The organism is Caldimonas brevitalea (assembly GCF_001017435.1).
In the GTDB taxonomy this organism is placed as follows: Bacteria; Pseudomonadota; Gammaproteobacteria; order Burkholderiales; family Burkholderiaceae_C; genus Caldimonas; species Caldimonas brevitalea.
Genome location: NZ_CP011371.1, coordinates 5378975 through 5396253, shown reverse-complemented (window position 1 = coordinate 5396253; position 17279 = coordinate 5378975). Strand labels below are relative to the sequence as shown.

Genomic DNA, 17279 nt, shown 5'->3' with positions numbered 1-17279 from the left:
TGTGTCGATGCCGTGTGTGGTTCGAACAGCCCGAGGGGTCAAACGGCAAAACGGGCCGCGGCTGCCGGCGCTGGCGGCACGGCGCCGAGCGGCGACAAGCGCGGCAGGCTCTGGACGCTGCCGGCGCCGTGGTGCAGCAGGGCCAGGCAGCGCCGCTTCAGTGCAACGAACTCGGGCTGCGTCAGCAGTTCGGCGTCGCGTGGCCGGGCGAACGGCAGCGTGATGTCTTCTAGGATGCGGCCGGGGCGGGCGCTCATCACCAGCAGCCGGTCGGCGAGGAACAGGGCCTCGTCGATGTCGTGCGTGATGAAGATCACCGTGGTGGGCACGCGGGCCCACAGATCGAGCAACAGCTGCTGCATCTTGACGCGCGTCAACGCGTCGAGCGCGCCGAAGGGCTCGTCCATCAGCAGCACCCGCGGGCGGTTGATCAGCACGCGGGCGATCTCGACACGCTGCTGCATGCCGCCCGACAGTTGCGACGGATAGTGCCGCTCGAAGCCGGCCAGCCCCACGCTGTCGAGCAGTTGATGCGCACGAGTGCGGCGTTCGTCGTGCGGCACCCCTTGCATTTTCAAGCCGTAGGCCACGTTGTCGATCACCCGCAGCCAGGGGAACAGCGTGTGCTGCTGGAACACCAAGCCGCGCTCCGGCGCCGGGCCGTTGAGCGTCTGGCCGTCCAGGCGCAGTGAGCCCCGGGTGGGCGACAGGTGGCCGGCCAACGCGCCGAGCAGCGTCGACTTGCCGCAGCCCGAAGGGCCGAGCAGGCAGACGAACTCGCCTGGGGCGACCGAGAAGCCGACGTCGTGCAGCGCTTCGAAACGATCCTGGCCGTGGCCCAGCTCGATGTGCAGGCCCTCGATGTCGATGCGGCCCTGCGGTGGGGTGTGCGGTGCGCTCATGCCGACCTCCGGTTGGCTGCATACCACGGCATCAAGGCTTGGGCGACGAGGCGGATCAGCGCGCTGCTGCCCATGCCGAACAGGCCGATCCACAGCATGCCGACGATGATGCCGGCGTAGTTCTGCAAGGTGTAGGACTCCCAGGTGTAGTAGCCGATGCCGAACTGGCCCGAGATCATCTCGGCCGAGACTAGGCAGAACCAGCAGGTGCCCATGCCGATGGCCAGGCCGGTGGCGATGCTGGGCGCGGCGGCCGGCAGCACCACTTGCGAGAACACCTGCCAGCCGCGCGTGCCGAGGCTGCGCGCCGACGCGATCAGCCGCGGGTCGACGGCTTCGACGCCGTGCACGGTGTTGAGCAGGATGGGGAACAGGGCGCCGGTGAAGGTGATGAAGATCATCGACACCTCCGACGACGGGAACATCAGGATCGCTAGCGGGATCCATGCGACCGCCGGGATCGGCCGCAACACCTCCAACGGCGGCAGCAGCGTGGACTGCGCCCAGCGGAAGCGGCCGATCAGCAGCCCCAGGCCGATGCCCAGCAGGGCGGCCGCGGCAAAACCGGCCGCGATGCGCCACAGGCTGTAGCCCAGGTGGTGCAGCAGCTTGGGCGATTGCAGCAGGTCCCAGCCGGCCTGCGCCACCTCGACGGGTGGCGGCAGGTTGGCGAAGGTGATCACGCCCAGGTTGAGGTGGGTCGTCGACGCCCAGTGCCAGAGCAGCAAACAGGCGGCGAGCGAGAGCCCGCGCGCCGCCCAGCGGCCGGCGGTGGCCGCGGCGCGGCGAGGCCGGGCCTCCCGCCCCGCTGCCACGGTGGGCAAGGGTGCAACAACAGGTGCCACAGCGCTCATCGCATCGCCCCTTGCATCACTTGGCCGCGACTTGGGCGGCAGACCCGGCGCGTGCCTGGGCGTAGTCGAGTACCTTGCCCTGGTTGGCCTGGGCCCAAGCGACGGCGGCATCTTTCAGCAGGAAGGCGTTGAGCTGACCGCGGGCGTCGGCGGAGAACCAGGCCTGGTTCGCCAACAGCTTGATGCCGAGCTTGCGGTCTTGCGCATAGACGATGCGGATCTTCTTGCCCGCCGCTTCGAGCTTCTTGACGTCGGCCAACGCGTTCTCGGGGCCCACGTAGTGGCGCACCTTGGGCTCGCCCTCGACCCACACCTGGGCCACGCGGGCGACGTCGGTGATCGGCTTGCCGGTCAACGCGTCCTGTGCCTTGAGCGGCAACCGATCGTAGTCCTTCAGGCGGGCTTCATAGTCGAGGCCGGCCTGCTTGAAGGCCGCGCGGATGTACTGGTCGTCGATGAAGGTGTCGGCGCGCAGGTCGGAGTCGTGGCGCTTGAGCAGGCGCAGCGTGTCGATCGAGGTCGCGATGGCCTGGCGGTATTCGGGCTTCCAAGTGAAGTCGCGGGTCTGCAGGCCGAGCGGGCCATGGAAGAGGTAGTTGACCTCGGCCTCGATGCCGGTGACCTTCTCGATCAGCTCGCTGTACTTCTCCGGTTCGGCCGCGTAGAGCCGGTCGGCTTCGATCGCGGCGCGCAGGTAGGCGGTGACGACTTCCGGGTACTTCTTCGCGTAGTCGGCGTTGACCAGCGTGCCGTGCAACGTCGGTGCGTTGGTCTGGGCGCCGTCGAGGATCTTGCGAGCGAAGCCGCGGTAGGGGAACAGATCGGCGAACGGCACGAAGTCGGCGTGCGCGTCGATCTTGTTGGCCTGCAGCGCCGAGCCGGCGACCTCGGGCGCCTGCGTCAGGATGGTGACGTCACGTTCGAGGTCGAAACCTTGCGCCTTCAGCGCGCGCAGCAACATGCCGTGGGCGGTCGACGCGAACGGCACCGAGATCTGCTTGCCCTTGAGTTCGGCCACCGATTGCACCGGCGAATCCTTGGGCACGACGATGCCGTTGCCGCTGCCGATGGTGCTGCCGGACAGCACCGACAAGAAGATGCTCTTCTTGCCGGCCTTCAGGTGGGCGGCGCCGTTGAGCGAGCCGGGGAAGTCGGCCATCGCACCGAAGTCGAGCTTGTCGGCCACCATCTCGTTGGTCAGCGGCGCGCCCGAGGTGAAGTTCTTCCACTGGATGTCGTAGCGTACGTCCTGGTACTTGCCGTCGCGCGGCAGGTATTTCTCGAGCAGCTTCAACTCGCGGACCAGCAGGCCGCCGGTAGCGCAGTTGATGGTCGTGTCCTGCGTGCCGATGGCCACGCGGATCACGGTTTCGGCGCGGGCGGTGCCGGCCATCGAAAAGGCGAGCACCAGGCCGGCCAGGGGCAGCAGGGGGGTCAGGGGGATGCGGAACATGGGTCAGTCCTCTCTCGTGGGTCGCTCTTGTGGCTTCAGCGCAGCAGGTAAGGGATGTCGACATGGACGGCGCCGGTCGGGCAGTCCTTCTCGCAGGGCATGCAGTACCAGCACTCGTCGAACTTCATGTAGGCGGTGCCTTTGCTGAGGTCGATCGCCAGCACGTCGAGCGGGCAGACGTCGACGCACACGGTGCAGCCCTTGTGCGCGATGCACTTTTCGGGGTCGACGCTGACCGGAACGCTGCTGGGGTTGAGGGCGGTGGGGGCGTATTGCATGGATTGATTTCCTCTGTCTTCGGGGCGTGCGCCGCGGGGTTCAGGCGGCCGCGAGGGCGGTCGGTTCGGCGGCGATGCGCAGCCGCTGGTAGGCCTGCTTCTCGGTGTCGGCGATCGGCACGATGTAGGGATCGATCGGCCGCTTGAAGCACACCATTTCGCCGCGCTCGTTGCGCTGCAGCTGGGCGTGCACGAACCAGTCGGCGTCGTTGCGCTGCGGGTAGTCGACGCGAGCGTGGTAGAGGCCCCAGCGGCTTTCGGTGCGGAACAACGAGGCGCGTGCCGCCATCTCCGCGCAGTCACGGATGAAGTGCACTTCCATCGCCCGCATCAGCTCGTGCGGTTCGCGCGCCTTGATCTGGTCGAGGTCGTGGCGGATGCCTTCGAAGCGATCCAGGCCGATCTCCATCTTGCGGGTCACCTTGGGTGGCTGCAGGTAGTCGTTGACCATGCGCCGCAGCTTGTATTCGACCTGGTTGGGCGGCAGGCCGCGCTCGCGCTGCAGCGGTGCCCAGACGCGCTGGCGCTCGCGCTCGACCTGCTCGGCGTCGACCGGCGCATGCTCTTGTTCGGCGCACCAGCGGGCCGAGCTTTCGCCGGCCAGGCGGCCGTAGACGAAGGCGCCCAGCATGTAGTTGTGCGGCACGCAGGCGAGGTCGCCAGCGGCATGCAGGCCAGCCACCGTGGTGCGGGCGTGTTCATCGACCCACACGCCCGAGGCCGAATGGCCGCTGCACAAGCCGATCTCGGAGATGTGCATCTCGACCATCCGTTCGCGGTAGTCGGTGCCGCGCCCGGCGTGGAAACGCCCGCGGCTCGGTCGCTCGTTGGTGTGCAGGATGGTCTCGATGGTCGAGATCGTCTCTTCGGCCAGGTGGTCGAGCTTCAGGAACACCGGGCCTTTGCCGCCCTGCAGTTCCTGGTAGAACTCCCACATCATCTGGCCGCTCCAGTAGTCGCACTCGATAAAGCGCTCGCCGTCGGCGTTGGTGGTGTAGCCGCCGAAGGGGCCGGTCACGTAGGCGCAGGCCGGGCCGTTGTAGTCCTTGATCAGCGGGTTGATCTGGAAACACTCGATGCCCGAGAGTTCGGCGCCGGCGTGGTAGGCCATGCTGTAGCCGTCGCCTGCATTGGTGGGGTTCTCGTAGGTGCCGAACAGGTAACCCGAGGCGGGCAGCCCGAGCCGGCCGGCGGCGCCGGTCGCGAGCACGACGGACTTGGCGCGAATCACATGGAAGTCGGCGGTGCGGCAGTCGAAGGCCATCGCGCCGGCGATGCGCCGGCCTTGCGGGCCGTCGGCGGTCAGCAACCGGGTGGCGACCAGCCGGTTGGTGATCTCGACGCGGGTGCGCTTGAGCTGGCGGTAGAGCACCTTCTTGATGTCGTGCCCTTCGGGCATTGGCAGCACGTAGCTGCCCATGTGGTGCACCTTCTTGACGGCATAGTCGCCGGTTTCGTCTTTCTCGAACTTGACGCCCCAGCGGTCGAGTTCTTCGATCATCGCGTAGCTGTTGGCCGCGTAGGCCATCACCGTCTTCTGGTTGACGATGCCGTCGTTGGCGATGGTGATCTCGCGCACGTACTGCTCGGGCGTCGCGTGGCCGGGAATGATGGCGTTGTTCAAGCCGTCCATGCCCATCGAGATCGCGCCGCTGCGCTTCACGTTGGCTTTTTCCAGCAGCAGCACGCGCAGTGCGGGGTTGGCCTGCTTGGCTTTCACGGCGGCCATCGGGCCGGCAGTGCCGCCGCCGATGACCAGGACGTCGACTTCTTGCTCGAGGGTGTTCATCTCGCTGTTCTCTTGGTGGGCTACGTTCGTAGGGGGCAGACCGGCCATGCATCAGCGCCGCTGCAGGCGCAGGCGGTACTGGAAGTTGTCGGCGCGGCAATAGAGGTGTTCGTAGTCGATCGGCACGCCGTCGCGGGTGTGGGTGAGGCGTTCGATGTGCAGCACCGGGTCGCCGGGGGCGATGCCGAGCCAGTTGGCGAGCGCGGGGTCGGCGGTCTCGGCGTCGATCACGAGGTCGGCGTGGCCGAGCGGGATCGCTTGGTCGTTCTCGAGGATCACGAAGATGTCGCGCGTGGCGAGATCGGCGTCGGCGAGGCGTTGGCCGATGTGCACGGGCACCCAGGTGAGGTCGAGCGACACCGGTTGTCGGTCGAGGTGGCGCACCCGGCGAATCTCGGTGACCGGCGCGCCCGGTGCGAGGTGCAGGCGGTCGGCGACCTGTGCGGGGGCGGCCTGTGTCGTGACGCTCAGCACGCGGTTGTAGATCTCGTGCCCGAGGGCGCCCATTGCTTCGGCGAAGCCTTGCAGCCGGCCCAGCTCCTGGAACGGTTTGGTCTGGGCGACGAAGGAGCCCTTGCCGGGGACCTTGAAGATCAGCCGCTCTTTCTCGAGGTCACCGAGGGCTTGCCGGACGGTGATGCGGCTGACGCCGTATTGGGCCATCAGCGCGCTTTCGGAGGGGATGCGGTCGTGGGCCTGCCAGGCGCCGGAGAGGATGCGGGCGCGCAGGTCTTCGCGGATGCGGCTGTAGAGGGTGACCGGCCGGCGTCCTCCCAGGGGGGCGGGGAGCGTGTCGGCGCCGCCGCCGGGGCCTGGGGGGTGGACGTGGGCTTGATAACTTGTCATGGCAGGTTCCATGACTGCAAGGGTTGGGCCAGGAGGGGGTGGTGGTGGGGGGTGGGGTTGGAAGTGGCAGGGGGGTTGGGTTTTGGGGGAGGGGAGGGGAGGGGGTGGTGGCGGTGTTGGTTGTTGGGAATCCAACTGTTGTGTTGGAAAGTCAGCAGGTGGTGGGTGGGTGTTGGGATTGCAGCAGGGGTGTTGAGGTGGGGCGGCTCGGGCGCGGCTTCTTGCTGCTGCTGCTGTTTCGGTTGGCGCTGCTCTATTCGCCCCGCAGGGGCGACCACAACGCCGCCCCAACCCGCCCCCCGTGCGATCACCGCACCCACCCCCTCCTCCCCCCCCACACTGACATCCTTGCCAGCCCGCACCCCTGAAAGCACGTGTTACAGTCCCGCGCAGGGAAAGGCGGCCCTACGCCAATGCGTACGCGGGAAGGCCGAAGAAACGAATATGAAGAACATTTCCAAGGCGCATTTCTCGTGCCTACGGCCGTCAACTCGCCTCACGTCATGGGTCCTCGTCCCCATCGCCACCGCCCTCTTGGTCGCCTGTGGAGGCGGCAGCGGCGGCGGCACTGATAGTGGTGGGAGCGGTGGCGACACCAGTGACAACCCGGGGCAACACGCTGCACCGGCTGAAGTGTTGGCACTCGCCCCCTGCGAACCCTCCGGCAAGGGGCGTGACTACCAGGTCGGCCCCGGGGCCGGACAGATCGCCTCGCTCGACCAGGTGCCCTGGGAGCGTCTGGCCGCCGGCGACACCGTCCGCATCTTTCATCGTTCGACCCCTTATCGCGGCAAGATCATGCTCAACGCCGAAGGCCGCGCCGACGCCCCAGTGCGGGTTTGCGGCGTGCGAGGCCCCAACGGCGAACGCCCGGTCGTCGACGGCAAGGACGCCACGACACGGCCTGGCTTGAAGTACGCCCATCCCTTGTACGAGCAGAATTCGGTGGTGACCATCCACCGCCTGCAGCCGCAGCTGTGGGAGGCCTACCCCAAGTACATCCAGATCGACGGCCTGTCGATCCGCGGCGCGCATCCGCAATACAGCTTCACCGACTCGACCGGCGTGCGCCGTCCCTATGTCGAGTTCGGCGCCTGTGTGTGGGTCGAGCGCGGCCACAACATCGTGATCGCCGACAACGAGATCACCGACTGCACCCAGGCCATCTTCAGCCGCTCGAGCGACGAATGGCAGAACCAGGGCAAGGGCGAGTTCAGCGTCACGCGCAACCTGCGCATCTCCGGCAACTACATGCACGGCAACGGCGTGGCGGGCAGCTACCTGATCCACACCACCTACGTGCAGAGCGCCAACGTCGTCTATGAGTTCAACCGCTATGGTCCGATGCGTCCCGGCGCGCTCGGCAACGCGCTGAAGGACCGCTCGGTCGGACCGGTGATCCGCTATAACCGCATCGAAGGCGGTGCCCACTCGATCGACCTGGTCGAGACCGAAGACTACGCCGAGACCGCCAAGCTCGACCCGGCCTACCGCAGCAGCTGGGTCTATGGCAACCAGATCGTCAAGGACGGCCGCACCGGCACGACGATCCACTACGGCGGCGACCATGCCGGCAACGAAGCCAGCTACCGCAAGGGCACGCTGTACTTCTTCAACAACACCGTGCACGTGACCGGCGACGACTATGCGGTGCTGTTCCAGCTGTCGACCACCGAAGAGAAGGCCGAGGTCTGGAACAACGTGTTCATGTTCGATCCGGCGATCAAGTACCCGCGCATGCGCGAGAAGCAGGACAACGCCCCCGGCATCGCCTCGGGCGGCATCCTGAACCTGGGCCGCAACTGGATCGACGCGCGCTGGAGCGACGCCGGCCCGTGGCACACGGTGGGCGGCAAGCTCAATGGCGCCGCCAATCTGATCACCGGTACCACCCCGCCGGTCGACCTGGCCACGATGCGGCCGCTGGCCGGCAGCCCGGTGCTCGACAACGCACAGGCCGGCCCGGCGGCGGCGCAGGCCTATGTGGTCGCCTACGAGATGCAGAACCCCACCGAACTGGCCAAGCGGCTGGTGGTGGGCAGCGGGTTGGATCTCGGCGCGGTCGAGCGGCAGTAGTGACGTCAGGGCGGCCGCACAGGACGTGGCGGCCGTCATCGCCCTGATGATCATCAAGAAGGGGGCCGGGGGCCGGTCAGCGACCGGCCGCCGACGTCAGAGGCCCTCGGCGACGGCTTCGCCGGGGCTGCTGCTGCTGCTGCCCGTTGGTCGCCCCCGCCAATGCCCGAATTCCGGGTAGTGCAGGAAGTCCGCGTTGCCCAGCATCGGCTCGAGGTAGAACTCGGCCTCGTGCAGCCGGGTCAACAAGAAATGAACCGCGCGGGCCACGAAGCCGTGCGCGACCAACAGCACCGTCGCACCCGGCAGCCGCGCCTGCAGTTCGACCAGCCCGGCCTCCACCCGCTGCACCACCTCGCGCACCGTCTCGCCGCCGGGCGGCGCCGCATCCCATTGCTGCGCAATCTTGGCGTGCCACAGCTCGGCGTAGCGGGCCAGGATGTCTTCGCGGTTCAAAGCTTCGAAGCAGCCGTAATCGCGTTCCCGGAACTGCGGCATGGTCACGACCGGCAGGCCCCGTGTGCCGGCCACCGCCTGCGCCGTCTGCTGGGCCCGCAGCAGGGGTGAGGCAATGATGTGATCGATATCGCCCGGCAACCGCTCGGCCAGCAACTGTGCCTGCCGCAACCCCTCGTCGTTGAGGGGCCAATCACTGCTGCCCTGGTAGCGCATCTGGGCGTTGAGGTCGGTTTGTCCGTGGCGGGCGATGTAGAGCTTCATGCAGGCAGGAGGGCGCGTGGAACACAAACAACAATGCGAGGCAGACAGGCGGCCGGGCCAGCCGCCGGACGGGCGGCGTGGCGCGGCGCAGAGGCCTGTCCCTGTCAGCCGTCGATGGCGCCTATTCTCGCCGCCGGCGCGTGTTGCGTGGCGATTCGCCTGAGCGCTCCGCTCCTGCGATTCGGTATCGCAGACAGCGCCGGGCCGTGCGCCAAGCCGGCGGCCTGACTCACGCCACGGGCGAGGCCGTCGTCGACTCGGCTCGCCGTGATGAAGCGCCCTCCAGGGCAACGTCGCTGCTGCGCGTCACCTTGCTGCGGGTGACGCTGTGCCGGCCGTCCAGGCCTACGGCGACGCCGCCGTCGACGGTCACGCGGCGCACCACCCGGTGTTGATCGCCGTAGTCGTTGATCGCGTAATGCTGGGTCGCACGGTTGTCCCAGACCGCCACGTCGCCTTCGGCCCAGCGCCAGCGCACGGTGTTCTCGGGCCGGGTGATGTGGGCCTGAAAGATCTCGAACAAGCGCTGGCTGTCGAAGCGGTTGAAGCCGACGAACTGCTTGACGAAATGGCCGAGGATCAGCGCGCGCTCGCCGCTGTCGGGGTGCACCTGCACGACCGGATGCTCGGTCTCATACACCGTCGACGCGAACACCGTGCGGTGCCGCTCGCGGTCGGCCTCGCTGGCGTGTGGGCGCCGCGCGGCGTAGTCGTTGCTGTGCACTGCCCACAGGGTGTCGGCGAGCTGGCGTAGCGGCGCCGGGAGGTCTTCGTAGGCGGCCACGGTGTTGGCCCACGTCGTGTCGCCGCCGGCGGCAGGGACGGTGACGGCGCGCAGGATCGACACCTTGGGGTAGGCCGCTTCGAAGGTGACGTCGGTGTGCCAGGAGTCGGCGCGCCCGCCGTGCTGCGAATCGAGTTCGAGGATGTACCGGCTGCCGGGCTTGACCGGCACGGTGGGGTGGGGCACGGGCGCCCCGCCGAACACATCCGTCAGGGCTTCCTGGTGGGCGTCGTCGAGGTGGTGCTGGCGGCGGAAGAACAGCACCTTGTGGCGCCACAGCGCCTGCCGGATCGCGTGCTGGGTCGTCGGGTCGAGGTCGGCTCCCAGGCGGATGCCGCGGATCTCGGCGCCGATGCGGCCGGCCACGGGGACGATCTCGAGGTGCGGCGCGGTGGGCGGTGTGTGGGTCTCGCGGGAGGGAGCGGCGGCGGTGGAGCTTGCAGCGTCGTAGGTCATGGCGGGAGCCGTGGGGCGGTGAAGTGGGTGGGGACCGCCGTGATGCGAAGGACATGCCAGCGCCAGAAGGGCTCGCGGCGGTCGTGGCTGCTGGCTTTTCCGCAGGGGACCCGCCAGGGCGTGCCGAGGTGCTGGGTCTGCAGCAAGCCGGGCTGGGTTCGAAACAGCGGGGCCTATGCCGCGTTGCAGTGGCACGGGGCCGTCAGCGGCACAGGCCTTGCAAAGAGGTCCCTCGCGGCAGGCCGAACCAAGGGGTTCGACGGGACGCCGCGCTCTACGGCAATGCGCATGGACACGACAGAACAACCTCTACCTCCCCATGAGTTCGACGACGGCCGACGTCACCTGCTCAAGACCGTCGGCGCCGTCACCTTGCTCGCGGCCGCGGGGTCGGCACGCCGGGCGCACAGCGCACCGGCACAGCAGCCTGCCGCGATCCGCATCGCGGTGGCGCAAGCCTTCACCGGCACCCCGCCGTCGTTTTCCGCCAGCTCGATGGCGATCGCCCATGCCAAAGGGTGGATCGAACAGGAGTTCGCGGCTGACGGCATCAAGGTCGAGTGGTACTCGTTCAAGGGCGCCGGCCCCGCCGTCAACGAGGCGCTCACCAACCAGCAGGTCGATTTCGCCTTCCAGGGCGACCTGCCGTCCATCATCGGGCGTGCCGGCGGGCTGAAGACGCGGCTGGTGCTGGCGACCGGCGTGCGGGCCAACCTCTACGTGGCCGTCCCGTCGGGCTCGCCGCTGCGCACGCTGGCCGATCTGCGGGGACAGCGGGTGTCGCTGTTCAAGGGCACCAACATCCATCTGCCGGCACTGCGATTGTTGGAGGCTCACGGCTTGCGCGAAAAAGACCTGCGCCTCGTCAACCTCGACACGGCGTCCGCGCTCGCGGCGGTGAGCACCAACGATGTCGACGCCGCCATCGGCGGGCAGGACCTGCTGCGCCTGCGCGACAAGGGCGGTATCCGCATCCTCTACACCACGAAGGGCCAGTCGCCGGTGTACACACGGCAAAGCGCGGTGCTGGTGACCGACACCTTCGCGCAGCGCTACCCGGAGGCGACGGCGCGAGTGGTCAAGGCGGCCGTGAAGACGGCACGATGGGCGTCCGACGAGGCCCACCGAGAAGAAGTTCTGCGGCTGTGGGCCCGTGCCGGCACCCCCTACGAGCACTGGAAGGAAGACTACGCTGGCGAGCCCCTGCGAGTGAGACTGAACCCGAACTTCGATCCGTTCCTGGTGGCCCGGTACAAGGACGCGGTCGAACAGGCGGCACGTTTCAAGCTGATCCGCTCGAAATTCGACGTCGACAGCTGGATCGACAGCCGTCCGCTCAGCGCGGCGTTGAAGGAACTGCGGCTGGAGACCTACTGGCCGGTTTACCAGGCCGACGGCCGAGTTGCAGGCGCCTGAGCGTGCAGGCGCAGCGACGGCGGTACCGCGCGAGAAAAGGCAGAGGCCGCGGCCGGCGTTGGGCCCAGACGGTTGCGGGAGTCGCACACATGCCGGGCAGCTATCCATATCTGGAATGCGTCGTTCGGTGCGGCGGGCCATCGCGCTATCTTGTCTTCCGTCCCTGGCCTGCGCTTCTTCTCCTCGCAACCACACTGCTGCCATGACCCACAGTGCCCACATCATCGACTTCGTCGCCGCCCGCCGGCGCCTCCTCACCGCGCGTCGTCGTCACGAAATCGAACAGCTGCGCCGGCGTTACGAGCAGGCCGCCCGAGCTGCCGCGCTGCTGGCGCAGGCTGCGGGCCCCGGCGGGTGGCCCTGCAGCCCATGGGTCTTCGCCCCGGCGGCGGCCGGGGCCGGGGGACGATTGCGCCGCGCGAGCCGCGGTTGACCCGCACCAGACATGCGCAAACCAGCGTACCCGGGCGGCGGCAGCGGGCCGGCCGATGTGTCGGCGGCCGCACAACAAGGCGTGACGTCCGCGGACGGCCTGTCGCCGTCGTCTTCCGAAACAGCGCCGGGGTTGGGCCCGCGCGACCTCGCCGATGCCGGCCTGGCACAGCTGGTCGGCGACCATCTCAAACGGCTGCGGCGTCAGCGGCGCTGGTCGCTCGAGCGTCTCGCGCGTGCCAGTGGCGTCTCACGGGCGATGCTGGGCCAGTTGGAGCAAGGCCGCAGCGTGCCCAGCGTGCGCACGCTGTGGTTGATCGCCGCGTCGCTCGACGTGTCGCTGACGTCGTTCCTGCAGCCGCGTCGCCAGCCGGAGGCCCTGGTGCTCCCGGTCGACCCGGAGGCTTTGGGGCCGCTGGCGCGGGGCACGGGCCACCGTCGGGCCTTGTTCGCACACCACCGGCCCCTGCACGCCGAGTTCCACGAGCTGCGCCTTGCCACGGGTGCGAGCGTGGAGCTGGGCGACGCGGAGGCGACCCAGGTCCTGAACGTGGTGGTGGTGCAAGGTGAACTCGAGGTTACCGTCGGTGAGGCGGTGCACCTGCTGGGCCCGCGCGAAGCGGTCCAATTTGAAGGGCCGGGCGGCGTGCGCTGCAGCAACCTTCAGGCGGACGAAGTGCTGGCGTTCTGGGTGACGCAAACACGTCATCCGCTGGCCGCGCTGTCGCGCGACTGACCGGCCGGCAGGTCCGACGTCGAGCAGGCGGTCGGGCTACATCACACCCGCCGCGCCATGAAAAACGCCGGGCGGCAAGCCCGGCGTTGCGACGTGGCCGACGGCGCCGGCCACGCGGTCGGAGGCACGAGATTCAGTGCGTGCAGACCATCAAGGGCATGCTGCCGCACATCATCGTCATCGACATGCCGCACGACATCATGCGGGTCATCATGTCGCAGCACATCGACATCATCTCCATCGGCATGCCGTCGCTGGCCATCATCGTGCAACGCATGCCGTCGTCCGTCATCTCCATGCGCATCTCCGGCATCACCGGCATGCCGCACACCATCATCATCGGCATGCCGTTGCAGCTCATCGTGCAAGGCATGCCACGCTCGGCCATCGAGTTCATCATCTCGCAGCAGTCGCGCATCATCTCCATCGACATGCCTTCGACCGGCGTCATCGTGCAGCTCAAACCCTCCTCGGTCATCTCGCAGCTCATGTGGCTCATCATCGGGCTCATCATGCCCATCGGCATCATCATCGGCATGCTGGCCATCGGGTTCATCTCGTTCATCGGCATTTGCATCGACGCTTTCATAAGGGGCTCCTGGGAACTCGGGTTGGGGACTGTCGAAGGGCAACGCAACTGCGATTGATTCGTCTCCCTCGTCAAGCGCGATTTCAGCATGAGCTTATGAGTTTTGCGCCTGTAGCAGAGGGCAGTGCAAGGCGATGTCTGCGGCGCAGCACAAGCCGTCCGGTGCACCGGATACGGGGGATCTCGGGGAGGGTGAAGCGGGGTGGGGGCGGGCACGCCGCCACGAAGGTCGGCGCCGCAGCTGCTGCGGACGAGAAAGGCGCGACCCGTGCGGGCCGCCGCCGTGGTGAGGCAAGACGGTGACAGCAGGGAGGGGTGCTTTCGCCGCCCGTCCTCAATGCGTGAAGGCGTGGTCCGCCGACTCCTCGACGGCGCTCCCCGGCTGCAACTCGGCCGGCTCGCCGAGCAGGCCATACCGTTTCAGCAGGGTCCGCAAGGTGTTGCGGGTCACGCCGAGCAAGCGCGCTGTTTGCACCTGGTTGTCGTCACAGTGGTGGAAGGCGTGCCGCACCAGTGCCGACTCGACGGTGTGGAACAGGTCTTCCTGCCCCCCCGCGATCAAGGTTTCGAAGGCCGACAGCAGCGAGTCGAGGGGTGTGCCCTCGGTGTGTGCATGGGTCAGAGGCGGCGGCGCGGCGTAGGCAGGTCCGCTGCCGCGCGGGGCGGCGTCCGGTGTGGCGAGGGTAGGGGCGAAGCGGAAGTCGCTGGCGCGTATCACGCCGTGCCGGCACACGATCAGCGCGTAGTGCACGACGTTTTCGAGTTCACGGATGTTGCCTGGCCAGGCATAAGCCAGCAGCGCGGCCTCGGCATCGGGGGCCAGCATCACGTTGTCGAGGTGCAGCTTGCCGCTGTAGAGCCCGATGAAATGGCGGGCCAGCGGCAGGATGTCGCCGGGGCGGTTGCGCAGCGGCGGCAGGTTCACCGACGCGACGCTGAGCCGGTAGTAGAGGTCGGCACGGAAACGCTGTGCTTCGACGGCCTGGCGCAGCTCGATATTGGTGGCGGCGATCAGGCGAACGTCGAGCGCGGTGGCACGGCGTGAGCCGAGCCGCACCACCTGGCGCTCCTGCAGCACGCGCAACAGCTTCACCTGCAAGGCGAGCGGCAGGTCGCCGATCTCGTCGAGGAACAGCGTGCCGCCGTTGGCCGCTTCGAACCAGCCCGCCCGCGCTTGCGACGCGCCGGTGAAGGCGCCCGACTCGTGGCCGAACAGCTCGGCGTCGATCAAGGTTTCGCTGAAGGCGCCGCAGTTGACCGCGACAAAGGGGCCTTTGCGCCCGCTCTGGGTGTGGATGTGGCGCGCGATCAATTCCTTGCCAGTGCCCGTTTCGCCGATCACCAGCACCGTGGCTTCGCTGCGTGCCACACGTTCGACGTGTTCGAGCAGTTCGACCGATCGGGCGTCGTGGAACAGCAAGGCCTTGGCGCGGATCGACAAGGCCATCGAGGCGGCATCGGGGAAGGTCAGCAACTTGTCCACGGCAGGCAGGGGCCCAAAGGAGGCGGCTCTGTTGGAGGAGGGGCCACCTTAAGGTCCCGACCCGGGGGCGCCAACGTTTGTTTTCGGCTTTGTATATGCGCCCAGAGTCGTCAGCGTGAGCGGTGGTATCGGCCGGCGCCTTGCGGTGTTTCTCATGCGCTTTCTGCATGTGTTGTGCCGAATTCGTTCGTTCGGAAAGCGTCGGCGCTTGGCTACCGTTGCGGCTCTTGCGCTGCGGGCTGACTGGCTCCGCGGCGTCCAGCCCCCCCGTCCGCTACACAGGAGAAGATTTCATGAGCATCACCGCGATCAACGTGCGCAACCAGTTCCGTGGCAAGGTCAAGGAAGTGATCGAAGGGCCGGTGGTGTCGGAGATCGACGTCGAAACCCCGAGTGGCCTGATCGTCACGTCCGTCATCACCACCCGCTCCGTGAAGGAGCTGGGCCTGACGGTGGGCAAGGAAGTGATCGCGCTGGTCAAGTCCACCGAGGTCTCCATCGCCACGCTCTGAGCGGGGCGCATCACCGCAAGAGGGCCGGCGATGGCATATCGAGGCGATCCGGTACGGCTGCTGGTGATTCCCGGGCTGCACGACAGCCCGCCCGAGCACTGGCAGAGCTGGCTGCAACAGCAGTTCAAACGCAGCGTGCGCGTGCAGCAGGACGATTGGGCGGTGCCCGATCTCGACCGCTGGACCGACCGCATCGAGGACACGCTGGCCGCCGAGCCGGCATCCGCCTGGGTGGCGGTGGCGCACAGCTTCGGCTGCTTGGCACTGGTGCATCACCTGCAGCGGCGGCAGGCGACCGGCCCGCACGCGCGCAGCGGCGTGCAGGCGGCCTTGCTGGTGGCACCGGCCGAGCCGGAGAAGTTCGGCCTTGCGGCGCGGCTGCCGCAGCACCCTCTGGCCCTGCCCACCTGTCTGGTGGGCAGCGAGACCGACCCGTGGATGCGCCTCGACTCGGCACGCGACTGGGCGCGGCGTTGGGGCTGCCACTTCATCAACCTGGGAGACGTGGGGCACGTCAACGTCGATTCGGGGTTCGGGCCGCTGCCGCAGGCCAAGACGCTGGCGCAGTTGCTGGTGCACCAGGTGGAGCGTTCCCGCCGGCCTCAGCGGGCTCACCCGCTCGAGTTTTCGTTTGCCGTTTAGGCCGACGGTGGACCCTCGCCTGAGTCTCCTGCACGACTTACTCGTTTTTCGTATAACAAAGAGCAGATCGATTCCTTCCTTGCATACCTAGGTGTTTTTAGCATCCCGGACGTCGCTCAAGGCGATTGAAACGAGATCTACAAGGAAGCCCGAATGACCACCTCCCGATTCATCCGTCTGAGCCTGGCCGCGCTGGCCCTCGGTGCGAGCGCCACCGCGACGTTGGCGAAGGACATCACCTTGCTGAACGTGTCCTACGACCCGACGCGCGAGCTGTACCAGCAATACAACCCGGCGTTTGCCAAGTACTGGAAGGGCAAGACGGGCGACAACGTCACCGTGAAGACCTCGCACGGGGGCTCGGGCAAGCAGGCGCGCTCGGTGATCGACGGCCTGGACGCCGATGTCGTGACACTGGCGCTGGCCTACGACATCGACGAGATCGGCGAGCGCGCCAAGCTGCTGCCGGGTGACTGGCAGAAGCGGTTGCAGCACAACAGCTCGCCCTACACCTCGACCATCGTGTTCCTGGTGCGCAAGGGCAATCCCAAGGGCATCAAGGACTGGGACGACCTGGTGAAGCCGGGCGTGCAGGTGATCACGCCCAATCCGAAGACCTCGGGCGGCGCCCGCTGGAACTACCTGGCCGCGTGGGGTTACGCCCAGAAGAAATACGGCTCGGACGCCAAGGCGCGCGAGTTCGTGGGCAAGCTGCTGGCCAATGTGCCGGTGCTCGACTCGGGCGCCCGCGGCGCCACCACCACCTTCGTGGAGCGCGGCATCGGCGACGTGTTGCTGGCCTGGGAGAACGAGGCCTTGCTGGCCAAGAAGGAACTGGGGCCCGAGAAGTTCGACATCGTCGCCCCGTCGGTGAGCATCCTGGCCGAGCCGCCCGTCGCCGTCGTCGACAAGGTGGTCGACAAGAAGGGCACCCGGGCGGCGGCGCAGGCCTACGTCGAGTACCTGTATTCGCCGGAAGGCCAGGACATCGCCGGCCAGAACTACTACCGGCCGGTCGACGCCCAGGCCGCCGCGAAGTACGCGGCGCAGTTCCCCAAGGTCTCGCTGTTCACCGTCGACCAGGTGTTCGGCGGCTGGGGCAAGGCGCAGAAAACGCACTTTGCCGATGGCGGGGTGTTCGACCAGGTGTTCACGCGTAAGTAAGCGAACCGGCGCCCACCGCCCGCGCGTCGACCCCGGCGACGGGTGGCCTTACTCGAAAAACGAGTAAGGATGGGCGGATCGATTCGTTCCCTGCAGAAGATGCCCTCCCTAGGATGCCGCATCTGCCACGTCGCGGGTCCTTTATGT

Annotated in this window: 17 protein-coding genes; 8 read left to right on the top strand and 9 right to left on the bottom strand. The window is 67.7% G+C overall.

Annotated elements, in window-relative coordinates; translation table 11 throughout:
• Nucleotides 1-38 precede the first annotated feature (38 nt).
• The 6 genes from AAW51_RS22745 to AAW51_RS22720 form a co-directional block, all read right to left on the bottom strand.
• The gene (locus AAW51_RS22745; RefSeq protein WP_047196434.1) at nucleotides 39-902 is read right to left on the bottom strand and encodes an ABC transporter ATP-binding protein; all 864 of its coding nucleotides are present in this window, start codon (nucleotides 900-902) and stop codon (nucleotides 39-41) included.
• The gene (locus AAW51_RS22740; RefSeq protein WP_047196433.1) at nucleotides 899-1756 is read right to left on the bottom strand and encodes an ABC transporter permease; all 858 of its coding nucleotides are present in this window, start codon (nucleotides 1754-1756) and stop codon (nucleotides 899-901) included. Before AAW51_RS22740 ends, AAW51_RS22745 begins: the two co-directional genes overlap by 4 nt.
• A 16-nt stretch (nucleotides 1757-1772) precedes the next feature.
• The gene (locus AAW51_RS22735; RefSeq protein WP_238947937.1) at nucleotides 1773-3149 is read right to left on the bottom strand and encodes an ABC transporter substrate-binding protein; all 1377 of its coding nucleotides are present in this window, start codon (nucleotides 3147-3149) and stop codon (nucleotides 1773-1775) included.
• A 95-nt stretch (nucleotides 3150-3244) separates the two neighbouring features.
• Nucleotides 3245-3487, bottom strand: coding sequence for a 4Fe-4S dicluster domain-containing protein (locus AAW51_RS22730; RefSeq protein WP_047196431.1), 243 nt, complete (start codon nucleotides 3485-3487; stop codon nucleotides 3245-3247).
• 40 nt (nucleotides 3488-3527) lie between these two features.
• Nucleotides 3528-5276, bottom strand: a complete 1749-nt coding sequence (locus AAW51_RS22725) for a fumarate reductase/succinate dehydrogenase flavoprotein subunit (RefSeq protein WP_047196430.1) — start codon at nucleotides 5274-5276, stop codon at nucleotides 3528-3530.
• Between the two features lie 51 nt (nucleotides 5277-5327).
• A complete protein-coding gene (locus AAW51_RS22720) occupies nucleotides 5328-6122 on the bottom strand; it encodes a GntR family transcriptional regulator (protein ID WP_083438516.1) in 795 nt (264 codons plus the stop codon).
• Nucleotides 6123-6758: 636 nt separating this feature from the next.
• On the opposite strand from AAW51_RS22720, the gene AAW51_RS22715 reads away from it, so the two are divergent.
• Entirely contained in the window at nucleotides 6759-8198 is a 1440-nt protein-coding gene (locus AAW51_RS22715) for a right-handed parallel beta-helix repeat-containing protein (protein WP_053013861.1), read from the top strand.
• A gap of 96 nt (nucleotides 8199-8294) precedes the next feature.
• Here the strand turns inward: AAW51_RS22715 and AAW51_RS22710 are convergent, their stop codons facing one another.
• Together AAW51_RS22710 and AAW51_RS22705 are read right to left on the bottom strand one after the other, a co-directional pair.
• On the bottom strand, nucleotides 8295-8918 hold the full coding sequence (locus tag AAW51_RS22710) for a histidine phosphatase family protein (protein ID WP_053013860.1): 624 nt from the start codon (nucleotides 8916-8918) through the stop codon (nucleotides 8295-8297).
• Nucleotides 8919-9147: 229 nt separating this feature from the next.
• On the bottom strand, nucleotides 9148-10158 hold the full coding sequence (locus AAW51_RS22705) for a TauD/TfdA dioxygenase family protein (RefSeq protein WP_083438515.1): 1011 nt from the start codon (nucleotides 10156-10158) through the stop codon (nucleotides 9148-9150).
• Between the two features lie 288 nt (nucleotides 10159-10446).
• Here AAW51_RS22705 and AAW51_RS22700 point away from each other — a divergent pair, with 288 nt between their 5' ends.
• The 4 genes from AAW51_RS22700 (at nucleotide 10447) to AAW51_RS30200 (ending at nucleotide 13389) form a co-directional block, all read left to right on the top strand.
• Nucleotides 10447-11574: an ABC transporter substrate-binding protein gene (locus tag AAW51_RS22700; RefSeq protein WP_047196429.1), complete on the top strand. Its 1128-nt coding sequence runs from the start codon at nucleotides 10447-10449 to the stop codon at nucleotides 11572-11574.
• 202 nt (nucleotides 11575-11776) lie between these two features.
• Entirely contained in the window at nucleotides 11777-12007 is a 231-nt protein-coding gene (locus tag AAW51_RS22695) for a hypothetical protein (protein ID WP_047196428.1), read from the top strand.
• A gap of 12 nt (nucleotides 12008-12019) precedes the next feature.
• Nucleotides 12020-12742, top strand: a complete 723-nt coding sequence (locus AAW51_RS22690) for an XRE family transcriptional regulator (protein WP_053013859.1) — start codon at nucleotides 12020-12022, stop codon at nucleotides 12740-12742.
• Nucleotides 12743-12882: 140 nt separating this feature from the next.
• Nucleotides 12883-13389 carry a hypothetical protein gene (locus AAW51_RS30200; RefSeq protein ID WP_047196427.1) on the top strand — a complete coding sequence of 169 codons (507 nt, stop codon included), beginning with the start codon at nucleotides 12883-12885 and terminating at the stop codon, nucleotides 13387-13389.
• A 276-nt stretch (nucleotides 13390-13665) separates the two neighbouring features.
• Here AAW51_RS30200 and AAW51_RS22680 read toward each other — a convergent pair whose 3' ends face one another.
• A complete protein-coding gene (locus tag AAW51_RS22680; protein ID WP_053013858.1) occupies nucleotides 13666-14814 on the bottom strand; it encodes a sigma-54 interaction domain-containing protein in 1149 nt (382 codons plus the stop codon).
• A 293-nt stretch (nucleotides 14815-15107) separates the two neighbouring features.
• Between AAW51_RS22680 and AAW51_RS22675 the strand changes: the two genes are divergently transcribed.
• From AAW51_RS22675 to AAW51_RS22665, 3 genes are all read left to right on the top strand, one after another.
• Nucleotides 15108-15326, top strand: a complete 219-nt coding sequence (locus AAW51_RS22675) for a TOBE domain-containing protein (protein WP_047196426.1) — start codon at nucleotides 15108-15110, stop codon at nucleotides 15324-15326.
• Nucleotides 15327-15356: 30 nt separating this feature from the next.
• A complete protein-coding gene (locus AAW51_RS22670; protein WP_053013857.1) occupies nucleotides 15357-15968 on the top strand; it encodes an RBBP9/YdeN family alpha/beta hydrolase in 612 nt (203 codons plus the stop codon).
• A 153-nt stretch (nucleotides 15969-16121) separates the two neighbouring features.
• Nucleotides 16122-17132, top strand: a complete 1011-nt coding sequence (locus AAW51_RS22665) for a sulfate ABC transporter substrate-binding protein (RefSeq protein WP_047196425.1) — start codon at nucleotides 16122-16124, stop codon at nucleotides 17130-17132.
• Nucleotides 17133-17279 lie beyond the last annotated feature (147 nt).

What these genes read in the sequence shown, in the direction of transcription:
- AAW51_RS22695 (WP_047196428.1), top strand. Translation starts at nt 11,777, where the DNA reads ATGACCCACAGTGCCCACATCATCGACTTCGTCGCCGCCCGCCGGCGC.
- AAW51_RS22725 (WP_047196430.1), bottom strand. Translation starts at nt 5,276, where the DNA reads ATGAACACCCTCGAGCAAGAAGTCGACGTCCTGGTCATCGGCGGCGGC.
- AAW51_RS22740 (WP_047196433.1), bottom strand. Translation starts at nt 1,756, where the DNA reads ATGAGCGCTGTGGCACCTGTTGTTGCACCCTTGCCCACCGTGGCAGCG.
- AAW51_RS22720 (WP_083438516.1), bottom strand. Translation starts at nt 6,122, where the DNA reads ATGACAAGTTATCAAGCCCACGTCCACCCCCCAGGCCCCGGCGGCGGC.
- AAW51_RS22670 (WP_053013857.1), top strand. Translation starts at nt 15,357, where the DNA reads ATGGCATATCGAGGCGATCCGGTACGGCTGCTGGTGATTCCCGGGCTG.
- AAW51_RS22675 (WP_047196426.1), top strand. Translation starts at nt 15,108, where the DNA reads ATGAGCATCACCGCGATCAACGTGCGCAACCAGTTCCGTGGCAAGGTC.
- AAW51_RS22705 (WP_083438515.1), bottom strand. Translation starts at nt 10,158, where the DNA reads ATGACCTACGACGCTGCAAGCTCCACCGCCGCCGCTCCCTCCCGCGAG.
- AAW51_RS22735 (WP_238947937.1), bottom strand. Translation starts at nt 3,149, where the DNA reads ATGGCCGGCACCGCCCGCGCCGAAACCGTGATCCGCGTGGCCATCGGC.
- AAW51_RS22745 (WP_047196434.1), bottom strand. Translation starts at nt 902, where the DNA reads ATGAGCGCACCGCACACCCCACCGCAGGGCCGCATCGACATCGAGGGC.
- AAW51_RS22710 (WP_053013860.1), bottom strand. Translation starts at nt 8,918, where the DNA reads ATGAAGCTCTACATCGCCCGCCACGGACAAACCGACCTCAACGCCCAG.
- AAW51_RS22690 (WP_053013859.1), top strand. Translation starts at nt 12,020, where the DNA reads ATGCGCAAACCAGCGTACCCGGGCGGCGGCAGCGGGCCGGCCGATGTG.
- AAW51_RS22665 (WP_047196425.1), top strand. Translation starts at nt 16,122, where the DNA reads ATGACCACCTCCCGATTCATCCGTCTGAGCCTGGCCGCGCTGGCCCTC.
- AAW51_RS22700 (WP_047196429.1), top strand. Translation starts at nt 10,447, where the DNA reads ATGGACACGACAGAACAACCTCTACCTCCCCATGAGTTCGACGACGGC.
- AAW51_RS22730 (WP_047196431.1), bottom strand. Translation starts at nt 3,487, where the DNA reads ATGCAATACGCCCCCACCGCCCTCAACCCCAGCAGCGTTCCGGTCAGC.